A 13,895-nucleotide genomic window follows, 5' to 3' on the forward strand; every position below is an offset into this window, starting at 1 on the left:
TTGTTTTTTTGGGGGGCATCATGGAGGAAAAAACACTCGAAGAGATTATCGCCCGGTACGATTCGCCGACAGGAAAAGTTCTGGGTATTCTTGGCGATATCCAGCGCAGCGAAGGATACATTCCCCGCGAAACGCTGGAGATGCTCTCGGTAAAAATTGACGTACGCATCTCACAGCTCTACAGCATTGTCACGTTCTATTCGTTCTTCAGCCTGAAACCGGTTGGAGAGCACGTGATTACGATCTGCATGGGAACCGCCTGCCATGTAAGGGGTGCAGTTGGGGTCCTCGATGCGCTTGAGAGCCTGCTCGACATCCACGGCGACACCACAGAGGACGGAAAATTCTCGGTCACCACAAAAGACAACAAATTCACGGTCGAGATCGCCCGGTGTTTCGGGGCATGCAGCATGGCGCCGGTCCTCCAGATCGACGGCACCCTCTACGGGTACGCGAACCCGGATACTCTGCCGGCCATCCTTGAACAGTATGGGTGGAGGGCAGCATGACCGGAGTTTTTGATCGCGCCGCGGGAGAGGTGGCCGGGCAAAAAAAGATCCTGCCCGGAAAACCCCGGATCGCGGTCGGCCTTGCCACCTGCGGCATCGCGGTGGGCGGGGAAAAAGTCTACGAACGGTTACAGGAGATTATCAAAAAAACCGGTGTCGATATCAGTCTTGCCAAGACTGGCTGTATCGGCTACTGCCGGGAAGAGCCACTGGTCAACATCACGATCCCGGGAAAACCGCTGGTGATCCTTCACAAGGTGACGGAGGAGGACGCGGAAGGGATTGTGGAAGCCGTGAAGAAAGGCACCGTGCCGTACAAAAAGGCGCTCTGCCGGGTGCCCTCGTGGGACCATGTGACCGGCACCGTTATCACGTACGGGAACGGATTTGACGAAATACCGCTCTACGCCGATATCCCGTTCTTTAAGCACCAGAAAAAAGTGATCCTCCGGAACGCCGGCTTCATCAACCCCGAGGATATCGATGAATACCTTGCGGTGGGCGGGTATGCCGCAGCAGAGCAGGCTCTGACAAGGATGGACTCCGAGACCATCATCTCCGAAGTGGAAAAATCCGGGCTCCGGGGCCGGGGCGGCGCCGGTTTTCCCACGGGCATGAAATGGCGGATCACCCGGGATGCGCCGGGAGCGGCAAAGTACATTATCTGCAATGCCGACGAGGGCGATCCCGGGGCATACATGAACCGCAACGAGATGGAGAGCGATCCCCACATGCTCATTGAAGGCATGATCATCGGGGCCTATGCGATTGGGGCAAAGGAGGGCCTGATCTATATCCGGGCCGAGTACCCGCTTGCCATCAGGAGGCTTGTGCACGCCATCGGCGAGGCCCGGGCCTTGGGGCTCCTCGGGAAAGATATCATCGGGGCCGGATTTGATTTCGATATCCGGATCGCGACCGGTGCCGGTGCATTCGTGTGCGGCGAATCCACGGCCCTTGTCGCATCGATCGAGGGGCGGACCGGCCGGCCCCACCCCCGTCCTCCCCGGCTCACGGATCCCGGCGGGGGGCTCTGGGGCATTCCCTCGGATCTCAACAATGTCGAGACATGGTGCAATATCCCGGTTATCATCAGAAACGGGAGCGGCTGGTACGCGAAGATCGGGGCGGAAAAAAATGCCGGCACCAAGGTTTTCTCGCTCGTGGGAAAAGTCGACCGGGTCGGTCTTGTCGAAGTCCCGCTCGGGACATCGTTAAACACGATCGTCTGTGACATTGGAAACGGGGGCGCTCAGGGAAAAAAGGTAAAAGCCGTCCAGACCGGCGGACCTTCCGGCGGCTGTATCCCGGTCCGGCTCTTTGATACACCGGTGAATTATGAAAGCCTCAATGCGGTCGGTTCGATCATGGGCTCCGGGGGGATTGTCGTGATGGACGAAGACACGGACATGGTCGATATCGCCCGGTATTTCATCAACTTTGCAACCGGTGAATCCTGCGGGAAATGCGTCCCGTGCCGGGAAGGACTCCGGCACACACTCATCCTGCTTAACCGGCTCATAGCCCGGAAGGGAACGGCAAAGGACCTTGAAACGCTCGCGCTGCTGGCCGATACGATCAAAAACACGTCGCTGTGCGGCCTCGGGCAGTCTGCACCAAACCCGGTCCTGACCACATTGGCGTATTTTAGGGAAGAATACGATGCGCTGGTGAAACCATGACACAGGGAAAGACCGGTACGGAACTTGCAGAGCCGCCAAAAAAACCGGTGACGGTCTCCATCAACGGGAATGCGTACCGGGCGGACGAGGGGGAGTGTCTTTTAACCGTTGCAGAACGCGTGAAAATCCCCATTCCCCATTTCTGCTTTGAACAGTCGCTCGAACCGTACGGCGCCTGCCGGCTCTGCATGGTCGGGGTTGTCCACCACGGGAAGACCGTGATGGAGACGGCCTGCACCCTGCGAGCAAAAGAAGGCCTCACGGTCCTGACCGATACACCGGATATCGTGAAGTACCGGACCATCCTCTTCGAGCTGTACCTCGCCGAAGCACCCAAATCTGCGGTCGTAAAGGAGATGGCCGCCCGGTACGGCGTGACAAAGACGCGGTTCCTGAGAAGGGTCGATACCGGCGACCCGCTCGGTGGCGCCTGTATCCTCTGCGGGTTATGCGTCCGGGTCTGCAACGAGATCATGGGTGCCGGCGCAATCAACTTCATCAACCGCGGCCCGTACACCGTGGTCAACACGCCCTTTACCGAACCGAGCCGGGACTGTTACGGGTGCGGTGCCTGTGCGGCCGTCTGCCCGACGCATGCAGTCAGTCTCGAAGACCGTGGCGGTGAACGGATCCTGCACTCATGGAGCGAGACAAAAGTTCCGTTGTCGCAGTGCGTGTCGTGCGGGAAGTACTTTGCGCCGGCGGCACTCGAAAAATCCGTGCTCTCCCGGATCGAGCCCCCGCTGCGGGACGATCTCGAGGGACTCTGCCCGGCCTGCCGGGCAAAAAAGCTGGCGAAAAAAGAGATCCTTGCAGCAACGGGAGGAGATCCGGGCGATGCCTGAAAGCCGGGCAGAGCGGGAGAAGATCCTTGGTGTCGCCCATGCGATCGAGCGGAGCACGCACAAGGAACCGGAGAGAGGGTTCCGCGTCATCATCACCGGGAAAGGCGGGGTGGGAAAGACCACCATCACGGCACTCTTGTCCCACCTCCTCTCAAAAGACGGCTTTACCCTTCTTGCGGTTGACGAGGACCCGCAGATGAACCTGCCCTATGCTCTCGGCGTGCCAAAAGAGCAGGGCGACGCGGTGGTCCCGCTCACCAAAAACCTCGATTATGTGGAAGAGAAGACCGGCGCCCGCCCGGGTGCCGGCTGGGGATCTCTCCTCAGGCTCAACCCGGATGTTTCCGATGTCGTCGAACGGTTCGGGATCAAAGGCCCCGGTGGCATCAGCATCCTTGTCATGGGAACGGTCGTGGCGCCGGCGACCGGGTGTCTCTGCCCTGAAAATGCGCTCCTTGAGGCGATCGTCCGGTACATCAACCTGCGGGAACGGGAGGTCATTCTCATGGATACGCAGGCCGGCGTGGAACACTTCGGCCGGTCGCTCGCACAGGGATTCGACCAGGCAGTCCTTGTCACCGACCCGACGTTCAACGCGGTACAGGTAGCCCTGCATGCAGCACGACTCGCAAGAGCCCTCGGGATTCCCACCCGCCATCTCGTCATCAACCGGGTCCGCTCGGAAAATGATATTAAAAAAGTCCGGGGGCTCATTGCCGGTTCGGAAGATCTGTTCACGGATCAGGTTGTCCTGCCCTACGACGAACAGCTCATCGAGTGCGAGCCAGGCGTGGAACCGCTCCTTGCCGGACCGGCAGTGTCGCCGTTCGTTGAGGGTGTGCGAACGCTCAAAGCGACACTTGTGCGGTTCGGGACACCATAAAATCCGTTTGTCATGAAAAATTTGAAATCTGCCAACGCCGGATTACACAAACTAAAAAATTGATGGTTGAGTGAACTGTTTCTCTCTTTTCAAAATTGCGATGAGTGCCGCCGTTCCTTAAGGGACGTCCCCGCGGCGGCTCACATGCAGAACCCGGTACACCTCCCTCGCCCAGCGAGGCCCAGATGAGGCTGCCTTTTCGACCCCCACCGGGGGGTGAGAAACCTCGTAATTTTTCAAAATATACCGTATACTCCCTTGCTTATGCGGCCAATCTCCCAGCCCTGCTCAAACGGATGAAGGAGACTGGGATCTTCGGCAATCTGGACATTTCCACGATTCGAAAAAGATCTCGCTTGTCGTGTCGGGACAGGCATGTTCACATCCAGGTACACCGGCTGGCTCGTGCGGTGAAGAAAATCAAAATAACCCGACTTTTTCGTCCGCACCAAACCATTGAGCGCCAGTCCCTGACTTAAAGACTGTCAAAGGGCTTCCGGTAAAAAAGAGGCTGAAATTTTCCCTTATTCATGCCGGAGTGCATCGATCGGGCTGAGGTTTGCCGCATGCCACGCCGGATACAACCCGCAGAGAAGACAGATGATGATCCCAAACCCTACACCCTCAACAACCGACATCATACTTGTAACCGTAAAGAGGTACTGGGTGGTCTTGAACATCAGGGCACTTATCGCGTAGCCGGCAATGAGACTGATGAAACCCCCGATCAGGCTCCCGACGATTCCGATAATAGCGGCCTCGTAGATGAACATGCTCATCACCTCTTTTTTCTGGGTGCCGATACTGCGCATGATCCCGATCTCTTTGATCCGCTCGTTGACCGACATCATCATGATATTGAAGATGGAGACACCGGCGACAATCATCGAGATCCCGCCAATGGCCGTAACAAAGGTCGTGACCGTGCCAAACGTCTCGTAGATGGATGCAAGCGTCGCCTTGCTGTCGATCACGCTCACGGTCTTGTCCTTGGTGTTCCGGTTAAGCTGCTTCTCAATCGTGGTCTTTACACTGGCAGTATCGCCGCTCGTTACCTTGACCACTACTTCGTTGTACTCGTTCTGGTCGTTGTAGGTGTTCTCGAACCAGTCCTTGGTCGCCACAATGGCATTATCGGTGCTGATATCGAAACTCATCCCCCGTTCCTTGATAATACCGGTGACCCGGAGCGCCCCGTACTCGCCGTCTTTACCAATGGAAATTCTCGACCCGACCTTGAGATTATGATCTTTTGCAAAGGTCGATCCTACGAGGCAACCGGAATTCCCGTTGCTGTAGTCGCCGGATTCGAGATCGGGAAGCAGGTCCTTTGTCTGGTCTGTTGGCAGGCCGTAGATCATCGCAACGATGTCGTCGCTGCCCACCCCCACTTTCATGTGCTCCGATGTCGAGTGGACCGGGATCGCCACGTTCGGGGCGACCGCACGTTTGATCTGCTGGTAATTCTGGTCGGTAAGTTTTAAGTCGGCCGAGCTTCCTCCGCCACCCCCGCCGCCCATACCCATACCGCCGCCACCGGCGTACGGGGTGACAATCACGCTGTCCCCGACAGATGAGAGACTCGCGGAAACCACCTGTACCACGCTGTTCCCGAGGATCCCCATGGATGCGATGGCAACAACACCGATGATAATCCCGAGCATCGCAAGGGTCGAGCGCAGCATGTGGATCCGGATGTTCCGTTTCGAAATCTCCCAGAATATCGTGCTCATTGCGCAATTCTCCCGTCAACAATCCTGATGATCCGATCCGAATATTCGGCTATGTGGGGATCATGCGTGACAATGATGATGGTCGCACCTTTATGGTGCAGCTCGGTCATGAGCTCCATGATGCTTGCCCCGGTCTTTGAATCGAGGTTCCCCGTAGGTTCATCACAGAGGAGGATGTCGGGATCATTAATGAGTGCCCGTGCAACGGCAACACGCTGCTGCTGGCCTCCCGAAAGCTCGAGCGGGGTGTGGGTATAGAACCGTTCCTCAAGCTGGACGGCCCGGAGCACTTCGATCGCTTTTTTTTCATCGACCTGTTTCTGTGATTTGAGCATCTGGGGAAAACTGACGTTCTCGATGATATTTAAGAGGGGAAAGAGGTTGAAGTACTGGAAGATGAACCCGATGCGGTCCCTTCGCAGGTTGGTGAGTTCGACATCGCTCATGTCATGGACACCAATCCCGCTGATGAAGATATACCCTGTGGTGGGGGTGTCAAGGCAGCCCATCATGTTCAGGAGTGTGGACTTGCCCGAACCCGACGGCCCCATGATCGAGATGAACTCCCCGCGTTCCACGGTAAAGGAGATGTGATCGAGGGCCGTCACATCCCCGGCTTTGAGCGGGTAGATTTTTACGACATCCTTAAACTGGATTACCGGAACCATGGCCGGGGCCTCACTGTTTTTTGATCCGTCTGGTGTAATAGTACCAGCCGCCGGCTGCGAGAATGACAATGAGGATAATTCCCGGGAAGAGGAGCGGGTTCCCCTGCTGGTTTGCGGTATCAGTCAGTGCTGCACCAAAGATGCCGACATCCTGCTGGGACGAGATGACATTCCCGTCCGAGTCCTTATAGGATACCTGGATTGGTACACTGACCGTGTTGTTTGCTGCCGTGAAAGTTACTTCAAAACTGCCAAAATCGTCCGGCTTAAGTGCACCGATCACGTAGGACCGGTACGGGTCCTGGGGAGTCGCCGGGAATAATGCCGTAACCGTCACACCATTTGCTGTCGTGAGGCCGGCGTTTGTCACATCTCCGGTAACGTGATAGACCCCGTCGGTGAGTTTCACCTCAACATTGCTGACCTTGGGAGTTGCCTGTTTCTTGTCGGTCCCAAACGTTACCGGTAAGGATTGGGTAACTGAGTGGTGGTTGTCCCCGTTGTCATATTTCACCGTCATGATGAGAACGGACTCGGTATCCGGGGTGACGGAAAATGTCGCATTTATGGCAGAATTTGCGCCAAGCCACCCAAGGTACTGCTCCGATGGGGTTATTGTCGTCCCGTTCCCGACTACGTCAATGATGACATTTTTTACATCGTTTTGCCGGGGGTTGGCAATCTGGACGGTGATCGTATCTTTTTTCCCAGCGGTGAAGGTATCCGGTGTGCTTATGACACTCAGTATAATGGGCGTATTGTCAACCTTGACCGGAGTACGGTAATACAGGCTGTCCGCATCCCGGAAACCAAGAGAGAACGTCGGGTAATACGTACCGTCCAGCTTATCGGTCATAACGTTAAACACGTACGTCCGGGTCTGGAGCGGGCCGACATTGGACGAAGAATCGTACGAGCCGCTGGTGAGACGGATATCATTATCGCCAAACGTCGCATGGTTGAACATGACGCCGTCGGTGGTATTGCCGGTATTGGTATTGCCGTTGGTGACGGCAAAGGTCACCGTTGCGGTATCCCCGGTGAAAAGAACGGCAGGGTCGATGGTTATATTGGATACGTATACTCTTCCTGCAGCAGTAATCGAATCCGTTGTTGTGTAACCACTCACCGGAAGGACGAGCGCTCCGAATACCACAAGAAGGAACATGAATAGTACAAAACCGGTTCGGGTGCTGCGGGGCATACACCGTGCCCCTTTTCCCAAAACACCCTGCCTCCTTTCAAACAATATATCCCGGATTCCATGGCCATTTACAAAGCGGTTATATAAGAACATTCGCGCATCCTCGGTTCTGCAGTTTCCTTCTGCATATAGTTCCACTAATGTTTTACCCGGAGCTTAAAAAAGGTCTTATAGAGGAGCGCGCCATTCGGGATATCTTCGGGGTCGCCACAAGCCTAGTAATCAGTATGCCGTTAGCAGAACCGAAAAAATACCGTGACGGGGCCGGTTATGTAATGAGATAGAGATGCAAATCGTTTTACCGGATCGTATATGCCACGGATTGGGGGGATTCAGGAATTTCGTCCCCGGGGCCGGAACGACAGAGGGGGAGAGGGTACTTCTGGCTGATCATACCAGCAAGGAATTACCCCCGGCGTGTCCTCGAAGGAAGGGAGGGCGCAAAAGTGCAAGGAGATTGCCATTGTACACTTGCCCGCTCCTGCCTCACCGGTATTCCGGTAAGGATTCACTACCTCCTTATAGGGGCCATCGCCATGTACCGGCGATTGTTCCCGGGTATGACGTTCCTGAATTGCATTTTTGTCCTGCTATGTAATCCCGCAGCATCTCATCAGATCCTGGAAAATTTCGTCCCCGGATACCCAACGGTAAAAGGCAGATCCTGTATGCGAATGCGAGTGCCTGATGCGACGGTGAATATAATCTGTATGGCATGATCAATGACGGCAATGAGGATCGGTGAATCTCGGTCCAGTGCGGGTGGGGCACTGGGGTACGGTGGCATTGGATCCTCCGCAACGAGCAGGGCTGTTTGCAGTCCGGCCGACCTCGCTGGCATGGAAATATTCTCCGGGTATGGCGTCTTCTGGATCGTCTCGGGTCTTGGCATCGTTCACTCAATAAATCACACACAAACCACCCCGGCGATTTATAGCATGGTAAGGATCTCCTGTTCTGGAATTTTAGAGGTAAGAAATCTTCTCCATCTATTTCGGAGAGGATCCCCTACATCATGGAACTAACATGGCTTCAGAATGCCACAATCACGGGCATGGGCCTGCAGCAGCCTCACGTTCAGCATCATGGCACGGGCCTCCTCCATTTTCTGTTCTTTAATGTCCGCGAGAATCTCCGCAAATGGCTTTGCGGGCCGGAAGCTCTTCACCGGCCGTCCTTTTGTCCCACCCTGGACAGCACGGCATGATATCCAGGTTCTGTTGAGCAGGTATGTAGTCGCAAGACTGACTTCAGGTTGGCGGAGATTTGCCCCGCACTCAATATCTCGTATCGTGGATTCCGGTTTTGATAGCAGGTACACAAGTACCTTGGAAAAGGATCTCTTGAATCCAAGTTCTACGAGAAGATCTATTACGGTCTCATCATCTTCTGTGAAATAGGTAATTTCTCTAAGTTCCATACTGGCATTCGCCTAGCACTTTATCGTAATTTTCCTCCATCTCATCACTCTCCCATTACCCGGTCATGCTTGGCGCGGTTCAACAGTGTTGAGGATTTTGGCAATGACCCGGGCGCTGTCTTGGCATTTTTGGGATCCCCCCTCCTCAAGAACCTGCAGATGCCTGCGTATTTCGCTGATTTCATCAGATGTAATGATGACCCAGTGGTTACTATGAGACATGAGGGGCACCTCCCGGTTTCTGGGCTTCCAGTTTTGACAGGTATATCCACACCCAGAAAAAGGCAAACAACCCCCCGGCTATTTCCCCAGCCACCATGCCCCACCAGATCCCGGTCTCGCCCATACCGAAGATGAACGTGAACAGGCATGCAAAGAGAATGGCAAATACCAGGCTTCGCATGATAGTCAGGAACAGCGAGGTCGGCCCTTTCCCCACACCCTGAAGGACTGAAGACGAGATAAGCCCCAGCGGCACGAAGGGATAAAACAGGCACATGACCTGGATGAACGCGGCAATTGTCGGGTAGAGATGCGCCCCCTCCTGCGAATACGAGAATATCGCGGCGATCTGGTAGGCAAATACCCAGGTGATCGTGCTTACGCAGAGTGCAATCAGTACGCCAAACAAGATCGCAAACCGATGAGTTTCCCGGATCCTGTCAATATGCCGGGCCCCGTACGCTGCACCTACCACAGAAACGACCACGGTCCCGGTTGCAACGACCGGGACGATCCCAAACGATACGACCCGAAAGCCCACCGAAAAGACGGCGACCGCATCGGTGTTTGCTACGAGAACCAGCATCAGGTTGAGAATAATACTTAAGATCGACATCGCAAGATACTCGACACTGGCCGGAATCCCGACGGTCAGGATATCCTGTGCCGCACTCCGGCACGGTGCAAAGATCCGCCACGAGAGGCAGACGTACAGGTCTTTTTTGACAAAGAACCAGTACAGGAGCACCGCGGTTACTGCTGCAAGGGAGATGACCGTCCCCCAGGCCGCCCCGGCAATTCCGAGGCCCAGACCATAGATGAGGATCGGGTCGAGGATAATAGTTAGGATGGACGCCGCGACCATAGCGTACATTGTCCTTCTGGCATCGCCCTCCGCCCGCAGGATCCCGTACGCGGCATTGACAAAGATGATAAAAAACGTGCCGCCGAAGATTACCTGTCCGTATGATGTGGCAAGACCCGCTGTTGTCCCGGCACCAAACAAGATCGCGATGGGCCCGGCAAAAATAACAAGGGGGATTGTAAGGACGAAAGAAATAATGACCGCAATAACAATCCCGTGAAGGGCAGTGTTACTCGCGCCGTTCCGATCGCCGGCACCAATTTTTCGTGCAATCGCTGATGTTGCACCTGCCCCTATACCCGTGCCCAGGCCGAGAAGGATCATAAACATGGGGCTTATGAACCCGACTGCTGCAAGAGCATCGGAGCCCAGCCCTGCGACCCAGATTGCGTTTACCACGTTGTAACTGGACATCAGGAGCATGGCGATGATCAGCGGTCCTGACAGGTTCAGGATTGCCTTTTTCGGATTGCCGGTCAGGATTTCGACGCCATCGGTCGTGTCCGTGCGACACCCGGTTACGGGATCTTTTTTCTTTGGCTGAAAAAAGGGAATGCGCATTTATTCCTCATTCATGCCGCAGCGCATCGATCGGGTTGAGGTTTGCTGCCTGCCATGCCGGATACAACCCGCAGAGAAGACAGACAATAATCCCAAACCCGACGCCCTCGACAATCGACTGCATGCTCGCCACGGTAAAGAGGTACTGGGTGGTACCGAGCATCAGGGCACTGACAGCATAGCCAGCAAGGAGACTGAGGAGCCCGCCGATCAGGCTCCCCACGACACCGATAATGGCAGCCTCGTAGATGAACATGCTTATCACCTCCCTTTTCTGGGTACCGATGCTGCGCATGATCCCGATCTCCTTGATCCGCTCGTTGACCGACATCATCATGATATTGAAGATGGAGACCCCGGCGACAATCATTGAGATCCCACCAATGGCCGTAACAAAGGTCGTGACGGTGCTAAACGTCTCGTAGATGGTCGAGAGTGTTGCCTTGCTGTCCGTCACGGAAACCGTCTTTTCTTTGATGTTCCGGTTGAGCTGCTTTTCGATGGTGGTCTTTACATCGGCAGTGTCACCGCTGGTAACCTTGACGACCACTTCGTTGTACTCATCCTTGTCGTTGTAGGTATTCTCAAACCAGTCCTGTGTCGCAACGATGGCGCTGTCAGTACTGATATCGAAACTCATTCCCCGTTCCTTGATAATACCGGTAACCCTGAGCGTACCGTACTCGCTGTCCGTACCAATGGAAATCCGCGACCCGACTTGGACATTATGATCTTTTGCAAAGGTCGATCCCACAAGGCATCCGGAGTTCCCATTGCTGTAGTCACCGGATTGGAGATCGGGCAGCAGGTTTTTCACCTTGTCCGTCGGGAGACCGTAAATGGTCGCCACGATATCGTCGCTGCCAACCCCGACTTTCATGTGCTCTGATGTGGAATGAACGGGAATCGCCACGTTCGGGGCGACCGCCCGTTTAATCTGCTGGTAATTCTGGTCGGTAAGTTTTAAGTCGGCCGAGCTTCCTCCGCCACCACCACCCATCCCCGTACCGCCACCACCGGCGTACGGGGTGACAATCACGCTGTCCCCAACCGAAGAGAGACTCGAGCTGATCTCCTGCGTCATGCTGTTCCCGAGGATCCCCATGGACGCGATGGCGACGACACCGATGATAATCCCAAGCATCGCAAGGGTCGAGCGCAGCATGTGGATCCGGATGTTTCGTTTCGAGATCTCCCAGAATATCTTGCTCATGCTGCAATTCTCCCGTCAACAATCCTGATAATCCGCTCCGAATATTCGGCTATGTGGGGATCGTGCGTGACAATAATGATGGTCGCACCCTTATGGTGCAGCTCGGTCATGAGCTCCATGATGCTTGCCCCGGTTTTTGAATCGAGGTTCCCCGTAGGTTCATCGCACAGGAGGATATCCGGATCATTAATGAGCGAACGCGCAACCGCAACACGCTGCTGCTGGCCTCCTGATAACTCGAGCGGGGTGTGGGTATAGAACCGTTCCTCAAGCTGGACGGCACGAAGGACTTCGATCGCTTTTTTTTCATCGACCTGTTTCTGGCTTTTGAGCATCTGGGGAAAACTGACGTTCTCGATGATATTTAAGAGGGGAAAGAGGTTGAAGTACTGGAAAATGAATCCGATGCGGTCCCGCCTCAGGTTGGTGAGTTCGACGTCGCTCATGTCGCGGACACCAATCCCGCTTATGAAGATATCCCCGGTGGTCGGGGTGTCAAGGCAGCCCATCATGTTCAGGAGTGTTGACTTGCCCGAACCCGACGGCCCCATGATCGAGATGAACTCCCCGCGTTCCACGGCAAAGGAGATGTGATCAAGGGCCGTCACATCTCCTGCCTTGAGCGGGTAGACTTTCACCACGTCCTTAAACTGGATTGCCGGAACCATGGCCTGTAGCCTCACTGTTTTTTGATCCGTTTGTTGTAGAAGTACCAGCCACCGGCTGCGAGAATGACAATGATGATAATCCCCAGGAAGAGGAGCGGGTTCCCCTGCTGGTTCGCGGTATCGGCCTTTGCACCGGAAATGCCGACATCCTGCTGGACCGAGATGACATTCCCGTCCGAGTCCTTATAGGATATCTGGATTGGTACACTGACCGTGTTGTTTGCTGCCGTGAAAGTTACTTCAAAACTGCCAAAATCGTCCGGCTTAAGTGCACCGATCACATAGGATCGGTACGGGTCCTCTGGGATCGCCGGGGATAATGCCGTAACTGTCACACCATTGGCGGTTGTGAGGCCGGCGTTTGTCACATCTCCGGTAACATGATAGACCCCGCTGGTGAGTGTCACCTCAACATTGCTGATCTTGGGGGTTGCCTGTTTCTTGTCGGTCCCAAACGTTACCGGTAATGACTGGGTAACTGAGTGATGGTTGTCCCCGTTATCATATTTTACCGTCATGGTCAGGACTGATTCCGTATCCGGGGTAACAGAAAACGTCACATTTGTGGCGGAGTTTGCGCTGAGCGCACCGAGATACTGGCTGGAGGGAGTTACCGTTGTCCCGTTACCGGTTGCTTCAATGATGACATTTTTTACATCGTTTTGCCGGGGGTTGGCGATCTGCACGGTTACCGATTCCTTCTTTCCCTGCGTGAACGTGTCCGGCTTGCTTATAACGCTCATCATAAGGGGGGTATTGTCCACTTTTACCGGCGTACGGTAATACAGGCTGTCCGCATCCCGTAAATTAAGAGAGAACGTCGGGTAATACGTACCGTCCAGCTNNCGGGTCTGGAGCGGGCCGACATTTGAGGATGTGTCGTATGTCCCGCTCACGAGCCGGATATTACCATCCCCGAATGTCGCATGGTTGACTACAATGCCCTGCGTGGTTGTATTCCCGGAGTCCGAGTTGCCATTGGTGACAAAAAATGTCGCTGTGGCAGTATCGCCGGAAAAGAGGACGGCCGGATCGATCGTATAGCTGGATACGTAGACCTTGCCCGCAGCTACAATGGAGTCGGGTGTGGTGTAGGCACCTGCAGGAAGTACCAGAAATCCTATGGCTACGATGAGGAGCAGGAACATCCCGAACGCTGGACGGGGGAATATTCCATTCCCTGCTCCCGGATGAGACGGTCTGTTGTCTGTTGTCAGATCCCGGATACCCGGGTCTTTCCGAAGTTGTGTCATTCCAATCATTTGCTTTTCCTCAAATTTGTAGTAAAATTTTTTACAACTTGATCTGTTATGTTTTTCGTACATTGTTAATAAGGTTTCCGGAGGAGTAGTAAAGTTTTTAACAACTCAACGATCACCATTAGATAGATGGTGGGCATTTCTGCGTCTCTTGTCAAATCGC

Annotated in this window: 12 protein-coding genes; 4 read left to right on the forward strand and 8 right to left on the reverse strand. The window is 54.7% G+C overall.

The window, feature by feature from the left end; genetic code table 11:
• The first annotated feature begins 20 nt into the window (after nucleotides 1–20).
• The 4 genes from QZN75_RS07140 to QZN75_RS07155 are packed head-to-tail and all read left to right on the forward strand — an operon-like array spanning nucleotide 21 to nucleotide 3,919.
• Nucleotides 21–509, forward strand: coding sequence for an NAD(P)H-dependent oxidoreductase subunit E (locus QZN75_RS07140; RefSeq protein ID WP_292426648.1), 489 nt, complete (start codon nucleotides 21–23; stop codon nucleotides 507–509).
• Entirely contained in the window at nucleotides 506–2,191 is a 1,686-nt protein-coding gene (locus QZN75_RS07145) for an NADH-ubiquinone oxidoreductase-F iron-sulfur binding region domain-containing protein (protein ID WP_292426651.1), read from the forward strand. The genes QZN75_RS07140 and QZN75_RS07145 overlap by 4 nt, the downstream gene beginning before the upstream one ends.
• On the forward strand, nucleotides 2,188–3,036 hold the full coding sequence (locus QZN75_RS07150; protein ID WP_292426653.1) for a 2Fe-2S iron-sulfur cluster-binding protein: 849 nt from the start codon (nucleotides 2,188–2,190) through the stop codon (nucleotides 3,034–3,036). Before QZN75_RS07145 ends, QZN75_RS07150 begins: the two co-directional genes overlap by 4 nt.
• Entirely contained in the window at nucleotides 3,029–3,919 is an 891-nt protein-coding gene (locus QZN75_RS07155) for an AAA family ATPase (RefSeq protein ID WP_292426657.1), read from the forward strand. The genes QZN75_RS07150 and QZN75_RS07155 overlap by 8 nt, the downstream gene beginning before the upstream one ends.
• Nucleotides 3,920–4,443: 524 nt before the next feature.
• On the opposite strand, the gene QZN75_RS07160 is transcribed toward QZN75_RS07155, so the two are convergent.
• From QZN75_RS07160 to QZN75_RS07195, 8 genes are all read right to left on the reverse strand, one after another.
• The gene (locus tag QZN75_RS07160; RefSeq protein WP_292426660.1) at nucleotides 4,444–5,652 is read right to left on the reverse strand and encodes an ABC transporter permease; all 1,209 of its coding nucleotides are present in this window, start codon (nucleotides 5,650–5,652) and stop codon (nucleotides 4,444–4,446) included.
• The gene (locus QZN75_RS07165) at nucleotides 5,649–6,320 is read right to left on the reverse strand and encodes an ABC transporter ATP-binding protein (protein WP_292426665.1); all 672 of its coding nucleotides are present in this window, start codon (nucleotides 6,318–6,320) and stop codon (nucleotides 5,649–5,651) included. Before QZN75_RS07165 ends, QZN75_RS07160 begins: the two co-directional genes overlap by 4 nt.
• A 10-nt stretch (nucleotides 6,321–6,330) precedes the next feature.
• The gene (locus tag QZN75_RS07170; protein WP_292426668.1) at nucleotides 6,331–7,524 is read right to left on the reverse strand and encodes a COG1361 S-layer family protein; all 1,194 of its coding nucleotides are present in this window, start codon (nucleotides 7,522–7,524) and stop codon (nucleotides 6,331–6,333) included.
• Nucleotides 7,525–8,545: 1,021 nt separating this feature from the next.
• Nucleotides 8,546–8,944: an ArsR family transcriptional regulator gene (locus QZN75_RS07175; RefSeq protein WP_292426671.1), complete on the reverse strand. Its 399-nt coding sequence runs from the start codon at nucleotides 8,942–8,944 to the stop codon at nucleotides 8,546–8,548.
• Nucleotides 8,945–9,155: 211 nt separating this feature from the next.
• Entirely contained in the window at nucleotides 9,156–10,592 is a 1,437-nt protein-coding gene (locus QZN75_RS07180; RefSeq protein ID WP_292426674.1) for an MATE family efflux transporter, read from the reverse strand.
• A gap of 7 nt (nucleotides 10,593–10,599) precedes the next feature.
• Nucleotides 10,600–11,805 (reverse strand): ABC transporter permease, encoded by a 1,206-nt coding sequence (locus QZN75_RS07185; protein WP_292426676.1) that lies wholly within the window; start codon nucleotides 11,803–11,805, stop codon nucleotides 10,600–10,602.
• Complete coding sequence (locus QZN75_RS07190) at nucleotides 11,802–12,473, reverse strand: ABC transporter ATP-binding protein (protein ID WP_292426678.1); 672 nt, start codon at nucleotides 12,471–12,473, stop codon at nucleotides 11,802–11,804. The genes QZN75_RS07185 and QZN75_RS07190 overlap by 4 nt, the downstream gene beginning before the upstream one ends.
• An 11-nt stretch (nucleotides 12,474–12,484) precedes the next feature.
• Nucleotides 12,485–13,726 carry a COG1361 S-layer family protein gene (locus QZN75_RS07195; RefSeq protein ID WP_292426681.1) on the reverse strand — a complete coding sequence of 414 codons (1,242 nt, stop codon included), beginning with the start codon at nucleotides 13,724–13,726 and terminating at the stop codon, nucleotides 12,485–12,487.
• Nucleotides 13,727–13,895 lie beyond the last annotated feature (169 nt).

It is taken from the genome of Methanoregula sp. (assembly GCF_003170075.1).
Lineage (GTDB): Archaea > Halobacteriota > Methanomicrobia > Methanomicrobiales > Methanospirillaceae > Methanoregula.